Origin of the sequence: Micromonospora sp. NPDC049662, from assembly GCF_040675055.1 — a bacterium.
In the GTDB taxonomy this organism is placed as follows: Bacteria; Actinomycetota; Actinomycetes; order Mycobacteriales; family Micromonosporaceae; genus Micromonospora.
In genome coordinates this window covers 1-16,664 of sequence record NZ_JBFAOC010000009.1, presented here as the reverse complement: position 1 = coordinate 16,664, position 16,664 = coordinate 1, and the positions used below count along the sequence as shown (strand labels likewise).

Genomic DNA, 16,664 nt, shown 5'->3' with positions numbered 1-16,664 from the left:
TTATCGGGGGAACGGTATCCCACGACCGGGGTCGCACGCAGAACGGGAGCCGGCATCCGGTGGTCCCCGTCATTCCATTGCTACGGAGCAAGTAGTTGTGCAGGCCCCGGTGATAGAGTCCGGCCGGTCCAGGTCGAGGGGGGTTTTCGCGATGGCGTTGAACGCCGAGGAAAGTGGTCGACTGGCCGCGCTGCTGGGCGGCCACGCCGAGCAGATCACGCAGCGGTGGACCGACATCGTGGCCGGCTCGCTGCGGGGCCGGCTGAGCCACGCCGAGCTGCGCCGACAGGTCGAGGATCTGCATCAGGCCATCATCGGCGTCGCCCAGCAGGGCAGCTTCGACCTGTCCGCCGAGAGCACGGGTGAACTGCGCGCCACGCTCTCCGAGTTGTCCCGGGGCAGGGCCCGGCAGGGCTTCTCCGCCACCGAGACGACGATCAGCGTCTTCGCGCTCAAGGACGTACTGGCCGAGCTGCTCCAGGAGTCCGGCGGGGCCGACGCGCTGCACGACTTCGTCGCCTACTCCAAGCTCGTCGACGAGCTGGGCCTGTTCACCTTTGAGAGCTTCGTGCGTACCCGCGAGAGCCTCATCGCCGACCAGGCCGAGCAGTTGCTCGAACTCTCCACCCCGGTGGTGAAGCTGTGGGAGGGCGTGGTGGCCGTCCCGCTGGTCGGCACCCTGGACTCCGCCCGGGCCCAGGTGGTCATGGAGCGGCTGCTGCAGACCCTGGTCGACACCGGTTCCCCGTACGCGATCATCGACATCACCGGCGTCCCCGCCGTGGACACCCAGGTCGCCCAGCACATCCTGAAGACCGTGGTGGCCGCCCGACTGATGGGCGCCGACTGCATCATCTCCGGCATCCGGCCGCAGATCGCGCAGACCATCGTGGCGCTCGGCATCGAGTTCGGCGACATCGCCACCAAGGCCAGCCTCGCCGACGCGCTGCGCCACGTGCTGCGGCTCACCGGGATCGAGTCCGCCCGTCGCCAGTCCCGCAGGGACGCCTGATGGAACGCGTACCGATCCTCAAGATCGGTGACATCCTGCTGGTCTCCATCCAGCTCGACATGTCCGACCAGACGGCGGTTCAGCTCCAGGACGATCTCGCCGAGCGGATCGTGGCGACCGGCTGCCACGGCGTCATCATCGACATCACCGCGCTGGACATCGTCGACTCGTTCGTCGGCCGGATGCTCTCCACCATCGCGTCGATCTCGAAGGTCCTCGACGCCGAGACGGTGGTGGTCGGCATGCGCCCCGCCGTCGCCATCACACTTGTCGAACTGGGGCTGTCGCTGAACGGCATCCGTACCGCGCTGAACGTCGAGCGCGGCATGGAGCTGATCGCGGCGGCCAACGCCGACGAGCTCGATCACCAGCTCGACGACGATCCGGACGCCGAGACGGCCACGCCGTGACCACGGGCATCGACCTGGGCCACCCGCAGGCGCAGTCGGTCCGCAGCGACGAGGACGTGGTACGCGTCCGGCAACTGGTCCGGTCGGTGGCGGTCGCCGTCAAGCTGTCGCTGGTCGACCAGACCAAGGTGGTCACGGCCGCGAGCGAGCTGGCCCGCAACACCCTGGTGTACGGCGGCGGCGGCACCGTCGAGGTGGCGACCGTGGACAACGGCCGACGTAAGGGCCTGCGGATCGTCTTCGCCGACTCCGGCCCCGGCATCGCCGACCTCGACCTGGCCCTGACCGACGGGTACACCACCGGCGGCGGCCTCGGCCTCGGCCTCAGCGGGTCCCGCCGGCTGGTCGACGAGTTCGAGATCGAGACGTCGGCGGAGGCCGGCACCCGGATCACGGTCACCAAGTGGGCCCGGTGAACGGGGACCCGGTCACCGACAGCGGCATCTGGTTCCGGGTGGAGGCGGGCAGTACCGCCAGCGCCGTACGACGCGCTGCGGAACGCCTCGGCGAGCAGATCGAGATGGGTGCGGCCCGCATCGCGGACCTGGCCATCGTGGCCGCCGAACTGACCAGCAACCTCGTCAAGCACGCCGACAACGGCGTCCTGCTGCTGCGGCCGGTCCGCCGTGCCGGGCAGGCCGGCGTGGAGATGGTCGCCATCGACTCCGGGCCCGGCATGGCCGACCTCACCGTCTCCTCCCGGGACGGGCACTCCACCACCGGCACGCTCGGCATCGGCCTCGGCGCCATCGTCCGGCAGGCGAGCTGGTTCGACGGCTACTCCCTGCCCGGTAAGGGGACCGTCTTCGCCGTCCAGGTCTGGCCGGCCGAACCGGCGACACCGTCCTGGGCCGGTGGTCTCACCCGGCCGATCCCCGGCGAGACGGTCAGCGGTGACGGGTACGCCGTCCGGCTCGTCGACGGCCGGCACCAGGTGCTCGTCAGCGACGGTCTGGGGCACGGCCCGCTGGCCGCCGCCGCCACCGAGGCCGCGCTCGCCGCCTTCCGCAACGCGCCGGCCGGCGCCCCGGCGGCGGTGGTGAGCCACCTGCACCGGAGCATGTCGCACACCCGTGGCGCGGCGCTCGCGGTCGCCGAACTGGCACCTGGCGTGCTGCACTACGCCGGGCTCGGCAACATCTCCGGCGTGATCGTCGACGACGATGGCCAACGCCGCGGGCTCGTGTCGCTGCCCGGCATCGCCGGGCACCAACGGCCGACGGTACGCGGCTACGACTACCCGTTCGGGCCGGGTTCCCGGCTCGTCATGCACAGCGACGGCGTCGTCGACCGCTGGCGGTTGGCCGACTACCCGGGCCTCGTCGAACGGTCCCCGCTGGTGCTGGCGGCAACCCTGCTGCGCGACGCCGGAACGCGGCGCGACGACGCCTGTGTCCTGGTGGCGAGGTCCGGGCATGAGCGTTGATCCGGCCTCGGTGCCGCTGCTGCAGATGGCGCTCCGCGTCGAACAGGACATCTTCGTCATCCGCCAGCGTGGCCGCGAGGTGGCCGGCGTGGTGGGCCTCGAACACCAGGACCAGGTGCGGATCGCCACCGCTCTCAGTGAGGTCGCCCGGGACCTGCTGCGGCTGACCGGCGGCGCGGACGTCATCTTCCACCTCGAGGGGCGGCCCGACGGCCGCTTCCACCTCCGCGCCGACCTGGCGCCGGTGGGGCCGCTACCCGACGGCCGGTACGAGCCGCAGTCCGGTGCGGTGTCCCGCCTGGTCGACTCCCTGAGCGTGACGACCGCCGAGGGGGTTACGGTCGTAAGGATGTCCCGCAGAGTCCCGGCGAACGCGCCGATCCCGACCCCGGAGCGGCTGGCCGAGTTCCGTTCCGAACTCGGCCGCACCGCGCCGGGCAGCGCGTTGGACGAGTTGACCGTGCAGAACGGCCAGCTCATCGCGGCGCTCGACGAGGTGCGCAGCCAACGCGACGAGCTGGCCGTGCTCAACGAGGAGCTGGCCGAGACCAACCGTGGCGTGGTGGCGCTCTACAACCAGCTCACCGAGGAGCTGGAGGCGACCAACCGGGGAGTCGTCGCCCTCTACGCCGAGCTGGACGAGAAGTCGGCCCAACTGCGTGCCGCGAGCGAGTCGAAGAGCCGGTTCCTGGCGAACGTGAGCCACGAGCTGCGCGCCCCGGTGACCGCGATCATCGGGCTGGGACGCCTGCTCGCGGACTCCTCCTCCGACCCTCTCACCACCGAGCAGGTCCGTCAGGTCGGCCTCATCCGCTCCTCGGCGGAGGATCTGCTCGGTCTGGTCAACGAACTGCTGGACCTCGCCAAGGCCGAATCGGGCCGGATCGAGCCCGACTGGGCGGACGTGGACCTGCGCCCGGTCTTCGGTCAACTGCGCGGCACCATGCGGGCACTGGCCACCCGGCCCAGGGTGGAGCTGACGGTGGAGGAGCCGACCGTGCCGGCCGTGCTGCGCACCGACGAGGTGCTGCTCGGCCAGGTGCTGCGCAACCTGCTGCACAACGGGCTGAAGTTCACCGAGCGCGGCGAGGTGCGGCTGCGCGCCCGACGCCGCGACGACCGGTGGCGCTTCGAGGTCAGTGACACCGGCCCGGGTATCCCCCCCGAGCTGCACGATCGGATCTTCGAGGAGTTCTACCAGGTGCCCGGCGCGACCCGGGTCGGCGGCACCGGCCTCGGCCTGCCGTACGCCCGGCGACTGGTGACCCTGCTCGGTGGCACGCTGGAGCTGGCCAGCGAGCCCGGCCGGGGCAGCACCTTCACCGTCTCACTGCCCATCGGCGGAGCGTGACGGTGGACGCCGTACCGACGACCGTCCTGGTGGTCGATGACAGCCGTACCAAGCGTTACCTGCTGGTCAGTTGGCTCAGCCGGGCCGGGTACACGGTGCTCGAGTCGGAGAGCGGCACCGAGGCGCTGGCCCGGGTCGAGACGGCGCGGATCGACCTCGTGGTGCTGGACGTCCGGCTGCCCGACCTGAGCGGCTACGAGGTGTGCGAGCGGATCAAGGCGGCCCACCCGGCGCTGCCGGTGATTCACGTCTCCGCGCACGCCGTGGACGTGGCCGACCGCGCCCAGGGGCTCACCCGGGGGGCGGACGCGTACCTGGCCGAGCCGATCGAGCCGGAGGAGCTGATCGCCACCACCCGGGCGGTGCTGCGCTACTACCAGGCCCGGCAGCGTGCCGAACTGCTCGCCGAGCGACTGCTCGGCCTCGCCGACACCACCGTCGCGGTGCACGCCGCGGCGACGTTCGGGCGGCTCCTCGAGGTCGCCGCGGAGGGGGCCGCGCAGATCTTCAAGAGCCCTGCCGCAGTGATCGCCGAGACGTTCGACGGTGACTGCATCGCCGGTGTCTGCGCCGGCCCCGGCGCCGAAGCCGCCGTTGTGCCGTGGGTCGTCGACGACACCGGAGTGCCCACCGGCGCCACCGTGCGGGTGGAGCCTCCGGAGAACTGGGGTCTGCTCACCTGGCCCGCGGACGACACGGTGACCGTGGCCGCGGCCCGGCTGCGGGAGGACCGCGCGCCGCTCTACGTGGTCGTACCCACCGCCACCCAGACCGCCCGGACGCCGGTGCTCGTGCAGCTCGCCCAGGCCGTCGCGGCGGCCGTCGAGGCCCAGCGCTCCTTCGACGAGGAGCACCGGATCGCCGTCACCCTCCAACGCAGTCTGCTCCCGCGCAGCCTGCCCACGGTCGCCGGACTGGACTTCGCGGTGCGCTACGAGCCGGCTAGCGCGCAGACCGAGGTGGGCGGCGACTTCTACGAGCTGGTGATGCTCGACGGGCACCTCCTGCTGGCGATCGGGGACGTGGCCGGCCACTCGCTGCACGCGGCCACCGTGATGGCCGAGCTGCGGCACGCGGTACGGGCGTACGCCGTCGAGGGGCACCAGCCCGGCGAGATCCTGCACCGGGTCAACGAGCTGATGCGTACCCTGCTGCCGAACGAACTGGCCACGCTCTGCGTCCTGCTGCTGCACCCGCCGAGCGGTCACGTCCGGCTGGCCAGCGCCGGTCATCTGCCGCCGCTGCTGCACCGGGACGGCAAGGTGGAGTTCGTGCAGCACTCGGCACCCCTGCTCGGCGTCCGCGCGCCCCGACCGGCCGACCTGGAGTTCGTCCTGCCGACCGGCGCCACGCTGGTGTTCTACACCGACGGGCTGATCGAGCGCCGGGACGCCACCATCGACGAGGGGCTGGCCGCGCTAGCGGCGGTGTCGACCACGGTGGACGACAACCTGGACGACTTCTGCGCCCGCCTCCTGGTCGAACTCGCCCCCGACAAGATCCAGGACGACGTAGCCGTAGTAGTCCTCCGCCGCCACTAAACCCCCACCCCACCCCCCCGGCCCTCCGCCCCCCAGGCCCTCCGGCCCCCTCTCTGCTCCGGTGATCAAGAGGTTTGCGTCAAATTTCGCCCTGTCGATGACGCGAACCTCTTGATCACGCGGGTGAAGGGGTGGGGGTGGGTGGGGGGTGGGGGTGGGGGGGTGTTGACGGGGGTATTCGCTGGGTGAATAGTGGGGCGGTGTCTACGCCGCATGTTCTGCTTGGGTTGCTGGCTGGGGGGAGTCGGCACGGGTATGAGCTCAAGCGTGCGCATGACCAGCGGCTGCCCCGGGCTCGACCGTTGGCCTTCGGGCAGGTCTACGCGACCCTCGGTCGCCTCGAACGGGACGGTCTGGTGTCCGCCGCCGGTCAGGACCGCGCCTCCGGGCCGGACCGCACGGCGTACGCGCTGACCGACGAGGGTCGCTCCACTCTGGATCGGTGGCTGTCCACGGTGGAGTCGCCGATGCCGTACGTGGCCAGCACGCTCTTCGCCAAGGTCGTCGTGGCGCTGCTGGTCGCCGACGTCGACCGGGCGCGGTCGTACCTGGTCGCCCAGCGTGCCGCGCACACCGCGCGGCTGCGGGAGCTGACGGCGGTCAAGACCGACCCGGCCGCCACCCTCAACGACATGGTCGCGGCCGACTTCGCGATCGCCCATCTCGACGCCGACCTGCGGTGGCTGCACACCACGCTGGGCCGGGTCGCCGACTGGCACCGGGAGGTGCACGCGTGACGCAACTCCAGGCTCGCGGCGTGGTTCGGGCGTACGGCCCGACGCCCGCCCTGCGCGGTGTGACGCTCGACGTGGCCGAGGGCGAGATCGTCGCGGTCACCGGGCCGAGTGGCTGCGGCAAGTCGACCCTGCTGCACTGCCTGGCCGGGATCCTCCGGCCCGACGCGGGCGAGGTCACCTGGCGCGGCCACCGGCTCGACACCTGGTCGGAGGCGGCCCGGTCCCGGCTACGGCGTACCGAGTTCGGGGTGCTGTTCCAGTTCGGGCAGTTGGTGGCCGAGCTGACGGCGGCCGAGAACGTGGCGCTGCCCCTGCTCCTCGCCGGCACGGGGCGGCGAGAGGCGCGGACGGCCGCGCTCACCTGGCTGGAGCGGTTCGGGGTGGCCGACCTGGCCGACCTGCGACCCGGCGAGATGTCCGGCGGCCAGCAGCAGCGGTGTGCGACGGCGCGGGCACTGGTCACCGAGCCGCGGGTGCTCTTCGCCGACGAGCCGACCGGCGCGCTCGACACGCTCACCGGCGAGCAGGTGCTCACCCAACTGGTCCGGCTCGCACGGGAGCAACGCACCTCCGTCGTGCTGGTCACCCACGAGCCGCGGATCGCCGCGTACGCCGATCGGGAGATCGTGCTGCGCGACGGCCTGGTGGACCACACCGGCCTGGGGCTGGACGTGCCGTTGGCGGGCGGCGCACGGTGAGGCCGGCGATGCTGGTGCGACTCGCGTTGGCCGGCAACCGCACCGACACGGCACGCGTGGTGCTGACCGCGCTCAGTGCGCTGCTGGCGGCGCTGGCCGGGCTGGCGGCGCTCACCGTGCTCGCGATCCAGAAACCGGCCGGCGACGCCTGGGCGCAGTCCGAGCAGTACCGCAACGCGCTGCTGCGTGAACCGGGACTGCGCGGCGGGACCGCCTTCGCGCTGCTGATGCTGGCCGTACCGGTGCTGGCGCTGGCCGGCCAGTGTGCCCGGCTCGGCGCTCCGGCCCGGGACCGGCGACTCGCCGCGCTCCGGTTGGCCGGCGCGACCCCCGGTCAGGTCACCCGACTGGCGGTGCTGGAGACCGGCCTGGCCAGCCTGCTCGGCACCGGTGTCGGGCTGGGCGTCTACCTGGTCGGCCGCGAGCTGCTGCACCGGCCGGACGACCAGGGCCGGTTGGCGCTGCCCACCGACGTGCTGCCCTCGGTCGCCGTGCTGGCCGCGGTGGTGCTGGGTCTGCCGGTGATCGCGGCGCTGGCCACCGCCCTCATGTTGCGTACCGTCACGACGAGCCCGCTCGGGGTCAGTCGCAAGGCCGCCCGCGAGCGGGGTCCACGCCCCTGGGCCGGAGTGCTGATCGGCCTCGGTCTGGCCTGCTTCGCGGCCACGCGCCCGATGCTCCGATGGGTCGACGGGAACGACGTGGTGCGGGGCTGGCTGGTGCCCCTGCTCTTCCTGGCGGGCGGGCTCGCCGCGATGATCGGGGTGGTCGTCGGCGTCGGCTGGATCTCGTACACCTGCGGGCGTCTGCTGCGCCGACATGCCCGCGGCGCGGCGGCGTTACTCGCGGCGGGCCGGCTGATGGCCGACCCGTGGGCGGGCAGCCGGACGTTCGCCGCCTTGCTGGCCGCCATGATCTTCGGTGCCGGCGCGGCGGTCCAGCGTGCCTACTTCGTCGCCCAGGCCGCGCTGGAACGGGAGCAGAACCGTCTCGCCGGGGTGGACGACGGCGGCGCCAACCCGTTCTACCTGTCGACAATGGACCTGGTCGACGCCGCAGTCGCCGTCGCGGTGCTGATCGCGGCGGGCGGTCTGCTCGTCGCGCTGGTCGAGGGAATCGTGGCCCGCCGTCGCGCGTACGCGGCGCTGGTCGCCACCGGCGTGCCCCGCAGCACGCTCAGCGGATCGGTGGCCTGGCAGGCATTGGCCCCTGCGGTGCCGGCGATCCTGCTGGCGCTCACCGTCGGCGTGCTACTCGGTAGGGGACTCTTTCCCAGCGTCACCACGAGCACATCGTCGACGACGGTGTGCGACGCCACGGCGGCGCTCTGCGACGACCCGGCCACCCGTGACCAGTACACCCACCTCGTGCCGACCGCTGCGCAGGAGCGGACTGTCGCCGTACCGCTGGAGCACCTGGCCTGGCTCGGCGCCGGCGCTCTGGCGGCGGTGCTGGTGACGGTCGGTGTCGGCCTGCTCTTCCTGCGGGTGAGCACGGCGGTGGACGAGTTGCGGACGGCCTGAGCGATGTAACGCCGTCGCCTGCGGTGCCGCTGTCCGCATCGGGAGCCCGGCCATCGGGTTCCCGGTGACGGGCCGGACGGTCCGTGACGCGGGCGACGGTGGGAGTTACGCCAGATGTACGACCAACCCGGAGCTGCCCCGCCGGTGTTCGTCGACGGGACCGGCCGCCGCCGTCGGTTGACCGTCGTCGCCGGTACCGCGATCGGTCTCGGCCTGCTCACGAGCCTTGGGCTGATCGCGGCAGGGCTCTTCATGGACACGTCCGTGCCGCTGCCGGGTTGGTCCGACGACAGCCGGGCGCCCAGGCCGGTGGAGGCCGGCGTGGACGGGGCCGACCAGCCTCGGGCGTCCACCGGTCCCACCGGGCCCTCTCCGGTGACCCGTACGTCGCCGCCGGTCCCCGGCCCCACGGCGTCCGTCGCCGCGCGACGATCCTCGCCGCCCCCCGCCGTCACCGTGACACCGTCCGCAAGCGCCCAGCCGGGCCGGGGCGACGAGCACCGCAACACCGCCAAGCCGAGCCGGCCACCGGGTAAGCCGCAGTGACGAGGGCGCGACACGTGGCCCGACGTGACCCTCGGGCCCACTGGTTCCTGCTCCTGCTCGGGCTGCTCCTGCTGCTCGCGGTGCTCACCGTGAACGGCCTGGTGACCGGAATCGCCGGTGGATCCGGCGGAGCATCCGGCGGGGCATCCGCCGAGGGCTCCGGCGCGGGCGTGCCTCCCGGCGTCGGCACGGGTGGGCCGGTGCTGCGGCTGGATGGGGACGAGCCGGTCAGCCGGGCCCTGCCGGCTCGGACCATCGCGCTGACGTTCGACGACGGGCCGGACCCGCACTGGACCCCCCAGGTGCTCGACGTGCTGCGCCGCCACGGCGCGCACGCCACGTTTTTCGTGGTCGGGGCCCGGGTCAACGAACATCCGGAGTTGGTCCGACGGATGCTCGCCGAGGGCCACGAGATCGGGTCGCACACCTTCACCCACGCGAACCTCGCCGCGGTACCGCCGTGGCGTCGTGACCTCGAACTCTCGCTGACCCGCAAGGCGATCGCCGGAGCCGCCGGTCGGGAGGTAACCCTCCTGCGGCCGCCGTTCTCGTCGGTGCCGACGGCGCTGACCGGGCCGGAGTACGACGCGTTGCGCGCCGCCGCCGGTGTCGGGCACGTCGCGGTCCTCGCCGATCAGGACACCAGGGACTGGCAGCGCCCCGGCGTCGACCAGATCGCGCGGGCCGCCACCCCGAAACGGGGGCGGGGCGCGGTGGTGCTGATGCACGACGGCGGCGGGGACCGGGCGCAGACGGTGGCCGCGCTGGACCGACTGCTGCCGGCGCTGACCGATCAGGGCTACCGGTTCACCACCGTCTCGGCCGGCATCGACGCCGCGCCATCGATGGTCGCGGCCTCCGCCGGCAGCCGCCTCAGCGGTACGGCGCTGCGGTGGACCCAGCGCGCCGCACACTGGTCGGCGCAGGTGATGAACCTGCTGCTGGCCGTCGCCCTGGTGCTCGGCGTGGCCCGCCTGGTGGTGCAGGTGGTCTGCGCGCGGCGGCACGTGCGCCGGGTACGCCGCCAGCGGCACACCCGCCCCGAGGTTCGCGCCCCGGTGTCGGTGATCGTGCCGGCGTACAACGAGGCCGCGAACATCGCCGCCACGGTGCGCTCGCTGATGGCCAGCGCGTACCCGGCTCTGGAGGTGATCGTGGTCGACGACGGGTCGGACGACGGCACCGCCGAGATCGTCGAGCGGATGCGGCTCCGCGGGGTACGCGTGATCCGGCAGGCCAACGCCGGCAAGCCGGCGGCGCTGAACACCGGCATCCGGGCCGCGCGGGCGAACCTGCTGGTGCTGGTGGACGGGGACACCGTCTTCCAGCCGGACACCGTGTACCGGTTGGTGCAGGGGTTCGCCGATCCATCGGTCGGCGCGATCAGCGGCAACACGAAGGTCGCCAACCGCCGTCGCCTGCTCGGTCGCTGGCAGCACCTGGAGTACGTCATCGGCTTCAACCTCGACCGGCGGATGTACGACGTCCTGGAGTGCATGCCGACCATCCCCGGCGCGATCGGCGCTTTCCGGCGTGAGGTGCTGCTGCGGGTGGGCGGCGTGCCGTCGGACACCCTGGCCGAGGACACCGACCTGACGATGAAGGTCCTCCGGGCCGGCTGGCGGGTGGTGTACGAGGAGTCCGCGATCGCCTGGACCGAGGCGCCCTCGTCGCTCCGCCAGCTCTGGCGGCAGCGCTACCGCTGGTGCTACGGCACCATGCAGGCGATGTGGAAGCACCGGCATGCCCTGCGCGAGTCGGGCGGCGGCGGCAAGCTCGGCCGACGCGGCCTGCCGTACCTCACGGTCTTCCAGGTCGTGTTGCCGCTGACCGCGCCGGCCGTCGACGTGTTCGCCGTGTACGGCCTGCTCTTCCTGCCGTGGTCGACCCTGGCTCTGGCCTGGGCCGGTCTGCTCGTGCTCCAGGCGGCCACCGCCGGGTACGCGCTGCGCCTGGACCGGGAGCGGTACGGACCACTGTGGGCGCTGCCGTTCCAGCAGGTGATCTATCGACAGCTGATGTATCTGGTGGTGGTGCAGTCGGTGGTGACGGCGCTGATCGGCAATCGGCTGCGCTGGCAGCGCATGGTGCGCACCGGTGAGGTCGCCGCGCTGGTCGGCGCCGGCCAGCGGTAGGCCGCTGCTCCCCGGATGTGGTGGCGGCGTGAGGCCACCACATCCGGGATCGAGCGTCAGGCGCGGCCCAGGCGGTCCAGGATCCAGGCGTTGATGAACGCCTCCTCGCGCCAGGCGTCGTACCGGCCGCTCGGGCCGCCGTGCCCGGCGCCCATCTCGGTCTTGAGCAGGTAGTCGCCCTGCGGTGCGGTCGCCCGCAGCCGCGCGATCCACTTCGCCGGCTCGGAGTAGAGCACCCGTGTGTCGTTGAGGCTGGTCACCGCGAGGATCGCCGGGTAGTCCACCGCCGTGACGTTCTCGTACGGCGTGTACGACTTCATGTACGCGTACACCTCGGGATCGTCGAGGGGGTTGCCCCACTCCTCCCACTCCGTGACCGTCAGCGGCAGCGACGGGTCGAGGATCGAGGTGAGCGCGTCCACGAACGGCACCTGCGCCACGATCCCGGTGAAGGCGTCCGGAGCGAGGTTGGCGACCGCGCCCATCAGCAGGCCGCCGGCCGACGCGCCCCGGGCCACCAGCCGGTCACTGGCCGTCCAACCGGCCTTGACCAGGTGCCGGGCGCAGGCCACGAAGTCGGTGAAGGTGTTCTTCTTGGCCAGCATCTTGCCCTGGTCGTACCAGCGCCGGCCCAGCTCGCCGCCGCCCCGGGTGTGCGCCACGGCGAAGACCACGCCCCGGTCCAGCAGGGACAGTCGGGCCACCGAGAACCACGGGTCCATGCTGGCCTCGTACGAGCCGTAGCCGTACAGCTCGCAGGGCGCCGAGCCGTCCCGGGGCGTGCCGACCCGGCAGACCAGCGAGATCGGTACCCGGGTGCCGTCGTCGGCGAGCGCCCAGTCACGGTGCTGCTCGTACTCCGCCGGGTCGTACGGTCGGCCGTCCGGACCGGGCAGCACCGGCTTCTGCTTGCGCAGCACCATCTGCCGGGTGACCAGGTCGTAGTCGTAGACCGAGTCGGGGGTGACCAGCGAGGAGTAACGCAACCGGACCTGCCCGGTGCGGTACTCCGGGTTGGCGTCCAGCCCGACGCTGTACAGCGGCTCGGGAAAGTCGATGTCGTACCCGTCGTCGCTGCCGACCGGCAGCACCCGCAGGCCGGTGAGGCCGTCGGTGCGCAGCGACACCACCAGGTGGTTCGCGAACGCGTCGACCGCCTCCAGCCGGGTGCCCGGGGTGTGCTCGATCAGCGGAACCCAGTCGCCCGGGGTGTCCGCCGAGGTGAACGCCAGCGCGAAGTCCTCCGCGCCGTCGTTGTGCAGGATCAGGAAACGGTGGCCGTGGTGCTCCACCGCGTACTCGACGCCCTGCCGGCGGGGCGCGATCACGGCCGGCGCGCCGGTGGGGTTGCCGGCCGGAATCACCAGCACCTCGCTGGTGATCTTGCTGTGGATGTCGATGAGGATGAACTTCTCCGACCGGGTCAGCTCGACGCCCACCCAGAACCGCTCGTCGTCCTCCTGGTGCACCACCACGTCGTCGGAGGCGGCGGAGCCGATGGTGTGCCGCCAGACCCGGTTCGGCCGCCAGGCGTCGTCGACCGTCACGTAGAACAGCGCCGACGCGTCGGCCGACCAGGCGGTGCCGTAGAAGGTGTCGGGCACCTCGTCGGGCAGCAGCTCGCCGGTGTTCAGGTCCTTCACGCGCAGGGTGAAGCGCTCGTCGCCGGAGAAGTCCGTCGAGTACGCCAGCCAGCGCCCGTCCGGGCTGACGTCGAACGCGCCCAGCGAGAAGAAGTCGTGCCCCTCGGCCAGCAGGTTGCCGTCGAGCAGCACCTCCTCGCCGTCGAGCGGGGCGCCGTCCGCGCTGACCGGTGGCTCGGACTCGCCGTCGCGGACCGCGCGCCGGCAGTGCACCCCGTACTGCTGGCCCTCGATCGTGCGGGTGTAGTACCAGTACCCGCCCTTGCGGGTGGGCACCGACAGGTCCGTCTCGCGGGTGCGCTGGCGGGTCTCCTCGAACAGCTCCGCCCGCAGGGCGGCCAGGTGCGCGGTGCGCTCCTCGGTGTACGCGTTCTCGGCGGTCAGGTAGGCGATCGTCTCCGGGTCGTCCTTGGCGGCGAGCCAGGCGTACTCGTCGACGACGGTGTCGCCGTGGTGGGTGCGCTCGGTGGGCACCCGCTTCGCCGCGGGCGGGGCAGTCTCGGTGGTCACGGCGGCCACGTTACCGGCCGACTCACCCTCCGTGCCGGACCAGCGGCATCCCGAACATCCCCACCCCGTCTTTCGTACACATGTACGATTGCCGGCATGGCGGCAGCAGCGAGTTCCCTCGGCCGGTCCGGAGCCCTCGAGATCACCCGGCGATTGACCGCGATCTGCGGTCCGCCGTTCGCCCGACTCGCCGGCTCGGCCGACGAGGTGGCCGGGCGGCCCGCGCGCTGGGTGGCGGTGCCCGGCGGGCCGCACGCCGCGGCCGAGGTGCTGCGGCTGGCCGCCGTCCACGATCTGACGGTGGTGCCCCGGGGCGCCGGCACGAAGATCGACTGGGGTGCCACCCCGACGCAGGTCGACATCCTGCTCGACACGGGTCGGCTGGCTGGCATCGGCCACGAGCCGGTGGGCGCCCCCGTGGTCGAGGTGGGCGCGGGCACTCCACTGCGGGCGGTACAGGCCACTCTGGAACGCACCGGGCAGCGGCTCGCGATGGACGCTCCCTCGCCCGGCGCGACCCTCGGCGGGGTGCTCGCCGCCGGGGAGGCCGGTCCACTGCGGCACCGCCACGGCAGCCCGTGCGACCAGCTCGTCGGCGTCCGCTATCTGGCCGCCGACGGTGAGCTGGTCAGCGCCGGCGGCGGCGCGCCGGGGCTCGACCTGGCCCGGCTGCTCTGTGGTTCGCAGGGCGCGCTCGGCGTGCTGGTCTCGGCGAGCCTGCGGGTGCAGCCGGTGCCCGCCAGCCGGCTGTGGGTGTCCCGGCCGGTGTGGACCCCGCTGGAGGTCCACGAGCTGATCCGGTCGATCCTCGCCGCCCGCCTCGACCCGGCGGCCATCGAGCTGGACCTGCCCGGCGGCCTGCCCCGGCCACGCAGCGTGTACCCGCCGGGCCATCCGTCCGCCACCGCCCGCGAGCGCCACCCGTCGATGTCCGGCCGGTCCGGGGCCCCGTCCCGGGCGGGCAGCCTCGTCGTGCTGCTCGAAGGCGGCCCGGCCGAGGTGAACGAACGCGCCGAACGGCTGGTCGGCCTGCTGCACGGCGAGGCGACCGTGACCCACTCGGCACCGCCGTGGTGGCGTCGTTACCCCTTCGCGCCCGGCGACACAGCACTACGGCTGGAGGTGCCGATCAGCGATCTGCACGCCGCCGTGTACGCGCTGCGCGACGCGGCCGGCGCTCCCGTGCCGGTGCGGGGCTCGGCCGGTCTGGGCGTGGTGCACGCGGCCCTGCCCGGCGCGGTGCCACCCGACCGGGTGGCGTCCATCCTGGCCGCCGTCCGGGGGGTGCTGCTGGCCCGGCAGGGTCGCTGCGTGGTCGTCTCCGCCCCGGCCGCCGTCCGACAGGCCGTCGACCTGTGGGGAGAGTTGGCCGGCCTGGTCCAGCTCCGCGCCGCGAAGGAGCACCTCGACCCGGAGCGACGCCTCGCCCCCGGCCGCCTCCCCGGCGGCCTGTGAGGCTGTCCCGGCCGGTGCGGACGTGACGCAACGCCGGCGGGGTGAGCCTGCGCCGGTCAGACCGCGTCGTTGCGGAGCACCAGGACGGCGATGTCGTCCCGGGGTGGCTCGACCGAGAAGTTGATGGCGGCGGCGCGCAGGCGCGCGGCGACCACGTCGGCGGAGTAGCCGGCCAGCGGCGCCGCCGCGTCGCGCAGCCGGTCGGTGCCGAACAGCTCCCGACCGTGCCGCCGCTCGGTGACCCCGTCGGTATAGAAGATCAGCGAGTCGCCGGGGGTGAGCGTGATCTCCGTCGTCGGTGAGGTGATGGTGTCGAGCAGACCCAGCGCCGTGCCCCCGGCACCGACGAACCGGGCGCCACCCGCGCCGGCCAGCAGCACCGGCCGGTCGTGCCCGGCCAGGTGCAGCGACACGTCGAGGTGGTCGCCGTCGCCCGGCCCCACCGCGGCCAGTGCCAACGTGCAGTACCGGCCGCCGCCCCGCTCGACGAGCGTCTCGTTGAGCCGGGCCAGCGCCTCCGGCAACGGCTTGCCGTCACCCACCAGCACCCGGATCACGTCCCGGACGAGCCCGGTGACCGCCGCCGCCTGGACGCCCTTGCCCGACACGTCGCCGATCACCACGAGCCAGCGTCCGTCGGGCAGCGGCACCACGTCGTAGAAGTCGCCACCCACCTCGGCGTCATCGCCGGTGGGTACGTACTCGGCGGCGAAGCCGATGCCCTCCACGACCGGCAGCACGGGCGGCAGCAGGGACTTCTGGAGCGTCTGCGCCACCCGTCGCCGCTCGGCGTGGATCCGGGCGTTCTCGATCGCCAGCGCGGCCCGCCGCGCCACGTCCTCCAGGACGGCCACCTCGTCCGGGTCGTGCCGGTGCCGTTGGTGCCGGCCCACCGCGAGAGTGCCGAGACGCTGGCCGCGGGCGATCAGCGGAACCGCGAAGCCCTCCATCGGGCCGCCGAGCGGGATCTGCGCCGCACTCCGGGACGCCTCCCGCAGCCGGGCCTGGATGGAATCCGGGCCGGTCTCCGCCAGCACCCGGTGCAGTTGTGGCAGCACCGACTCGTCGGCGTGGCTGGTCGCGGCCAACCGCAGCCGCCCCCACTCGTCGGTCGTGTGCACGGCGCACCACTGGCCCAGGCGGGGCACCACCAACTGCGGAATCAACGCCATGGTCAGCTCGACGTCCAGCGACTGGGCCAGCAGCTCGCTGGCCTCGGCGAGGAACGTCAGCCAGGCCTGCCGGCGGACGTCCGCCCGGCGCAGCCGGTCGTTCTCCAGGTGCAGCGACAGCCGCTCCGCGGTGAGCACCGCCAACGGGCGGGCGTACGCCGATGGCGCTGCGTCCAGCTCCAACTCCCCGGCGTACGGGCGGTGCACGGTCAGCGGCACCCGGAGCAGTTCGCTGTCGGGGCGGGGCTGCCGGCCGAAACGTGCCAACAACTGTCGGCCCTGCCCGTCGCCCCGGTCGAGGCGGACGGCCCCACCGGCCGCGCCGACCATCTCGGCGACCCGGTTGAGCAGGCTGGCGGCGAAGTCCGGCAGCGGGTCGTCCGCGTACATGTCGGGGGCGGTCTGCATGAGTTCGCTCATCGCGCCCGCGCTCGGCGCCGAGCCGTCGCCGGCCCCGGGGCCGGCGGCCACCCGCGTGCCGCCGGCGCGGGCGCCCGCGCCCGGC

14 protein-coding genes are annotated in these 16,664 nt (G+C 73.1%); 12 read left to right on the top strand and 2 right to left on the bottom strand.

Features of this window, described 5'->3' with window-relative positions; all coding sequences use genetic code 11:
• The first annotated feature begins 151 nt into the window (after positions 1-151).
• The 11 genes from AB0J36_RS09560 to AB0J36_RS09510 all read left to right on the top strand — a co-directional run bounded on the left by AB0J36_RS09560 (position 152) and on the right by AB0J36_RS09510 (position 11,379).
• Complete coding sequence (locus tag AB0J36_RS09560) at positions 152-1,012, top strand: STAS domain-containing protein (RefSeq protein ID WP_357133779.1); 861 nt, start codon at positions 152-154, stop codon at positions 1,010-1,012.
• Entirely contained in the window at positions 1,012-1,422 is a 411-nt protein-coding gene (locus AB0J36_RS09555; protein ID WP_355048333.1) for an STAS domain-containing protein, read from the top strand. The genes AB0J36_RS09560 and AB0J36_RS09555 overlap by 1 nt, the downstream gene beginning before the upstream one ends.
• Complete coding sequence (locus tag AB0J36_RS09550) at positions 1,419-1,838, top strand: anti-sigma regulatory factor (RefSeq protein ID WP_357133776.1); 420 nt, start codon at positions 1,419-1,421, stop codon at positions 1,836-1,838. The genes AB0J36_RS09555 and AB0J36_RS09550 overlap by 4 nt, the downstream gene beginning before the upstream one ends.
• Positions 1,826-2,848 carry a SpoIIE family protein phosphatase gene (locus AB0J36_RS09545; RefSeq protein ID WP_357133774.1) on the top strand — a complete coding sequence of 341 codons (1,023 nt, stop codon included), beginning with the start codon at positions 1,826-1,828 and terminating at the stop codon, positions 2,846-2,848. Before AB0J36_RS09550 ends, AB0J36_RS09545 begins: the two co-directional genes overlap by 13 nt.
• Positions 2,838-4,199: a sensor histidine kinase gene (locus AB0J36_RS09540; protein WP_357133772.1), complete on the top strand. Its 1,362-nt coding sequence runs from the start codon at positions 2,838-2,840 to the stop codon at positions 4,197-4,199. The genes AB0J36_RS09545 and AB0J36_RS09540 overlap by 11 nt, the downstream gene beginning before the upstream one ends.
• A 2-nt stretch (positions 4,200-4,201) precedes the next feature.
• Positions 4,202-5,740: a SpoIIE family protein phosphatase gene (locus AB0J36_RS09535; RefSeq protein WP_363660387.1), complete on the top strand. Its 1,539-nt coding sequence runs from the start codon at positions 4,202-4,204 to the stop codon at positions 5,738-5,740.
• 200 nt (positions 5,741-5,940) lie between these two features.
• Positions 5,941-6,477 (top strand): PadR family transcriptional regulator, encoded by a 537-nt coding sequence (locus AB0J36_RS09530; RefSeq protein WP_357392497.1) that lies wholly within the window; start codon positions 5,941-5,943, stop codon positions 6,475-6,477.
• Entirely contained in the window at positions 6,474-7,175 is a 702-nt protein-coding gene (locus tag AB0J36_RS09525; protein WP_357133766.1) for an ABC transporter ATP-binding protein, read from the top strand. Before AB0J36_RS09530 ends, AB0J36_RS09525 begins: the two co-directional genes overlap by 4 nt.
• Positions 7,176-7,183: 8 nt before the next feature.
• A complete protein-coding gene (locus AB0J36_RS09520) occupies positions 7,184-8,698 on the top strand; it encodes an FtsX-like permease family protein (protein WP_363660386.1) in 1,515 nt (504 codons plus the stop codon).
• A gap of 114 nt (positions 8,699-8,812) precedes the next feature.
• Entirely contained in the window at positions 8,813-9,244 is a 432-nt protein-coding gene (locus tag AB0J36_RS09515) for a hypothetical protein (protein ID WP_363660385.1), read from the top strand.
• Between the two features lie 14 nt (positions 9,245-9,258).
• Positions 9,259-11,379 (top strand): bifunctional polysaccharide deacetylase/glycosyltransferase family 2 protein, encoded by a 2,121-nt coding sequence (locus AB0J36_RS09510; protein ID WP_363660384.1) that lies wholly within the window; start codon positions 9,259-9,261, stop codon positions 11,377-11,379.
• 56 nt (positions 11,380-11,435) lie between these two features.
• Here the strand turns inward: AB0J36_RS09510 and AB0J36_RS09505 are convergent, their stop codons facing one another.
• Positions 11,436-13,532 (bottom strand): S9 family peptidase, encoded by a 2,097-nt coding sequence (locus tag AB0J36_RS09505; RefSeq protein WP_357133762.1) that lies wholly within the window; start codon positions 13,530-13,532, stop codon positions 11,436-11,438.
• 96 nt (positions 13,533-13,628) lie between these two features.
• On the opposite strand from AB0J36_RS09505, the gene AB0J36_RS09500 reads away from it, so the two are divergent.
• The gene (locus AB0J36_RS09500) at positions 13,629-14,987 is read left to right on the top strand and encodes an FAD-binding oxidoreductase (protein ID WP_357171611.1); all 1,359 of its coding nucleotides are present in this window, start codon (positions 13,629-13,631) and stop codon (positions 14,985-14,987) included.
• 56 nt (positions 14,988-15,043) lie between these two features.
• Here the strand turns inward: AB0J36_RS09500 and AB0J36_RS09495 are convergent.
• Positions 15,044-16,664, bottom strand: a 1,621-nt coding sequence (locus tag AB0J36_RS09495) for a SpoIIE family protein phosphatase (RefSeq protein WP_363660383.1), incomplete at its 5' end; no start/stop codon positions are given.

What these genes read in the sequence shown, in the direction of transcription:
- AB0J36_RS09560 (WP_357133779.1), top strand. Translation starts at nt 152, where the DNA reads ATGGCGTTGAACGCCGAGGAAAGTGGTCGACTGGCCGCGCTGCTGGGC.
- AB0J36_RS09555 (WP_355048333.1), top strand. Translation starts at nt 1,012, where the DNA reads ATGGAACGCGTACCGATCCTCAAGATCGGTGACATCCTGCTGGTCTCC.
- AB0J36_RS09540 (WP_357133772.1), top strand. Translation starts at nt 2,838, where the DNA reads ATGAGCGTTGATCCGGCCTCGGTGCCGCTGCTGCAGATGGCGCTCCGC.
- AB0J36_RS09520 (WP_363660386.1), top strand. Translation starts at nt 7,184, where the DNA reads ATGCTGGTGCGACTCGCGTTGGCCGGCAACCGCACCGACACGGCACGC.
- AB0J36_RS09515 (WP_363660385.1), top strand. Translation starts at nt 8,813, where the DNA reads ATGTACGACCAACCCGGAGCTGCCCCGCCGGTGTTCGTCGACGGGACC.
- AB0J36_RS09500 (WP_357171611.1), top strand. Translation starts at nt 13,629, where the DNA reads ATGGCGGCAGCAGCGAGTTCCCTCGGCCGGTCCGGAGCCCTCGAGATC.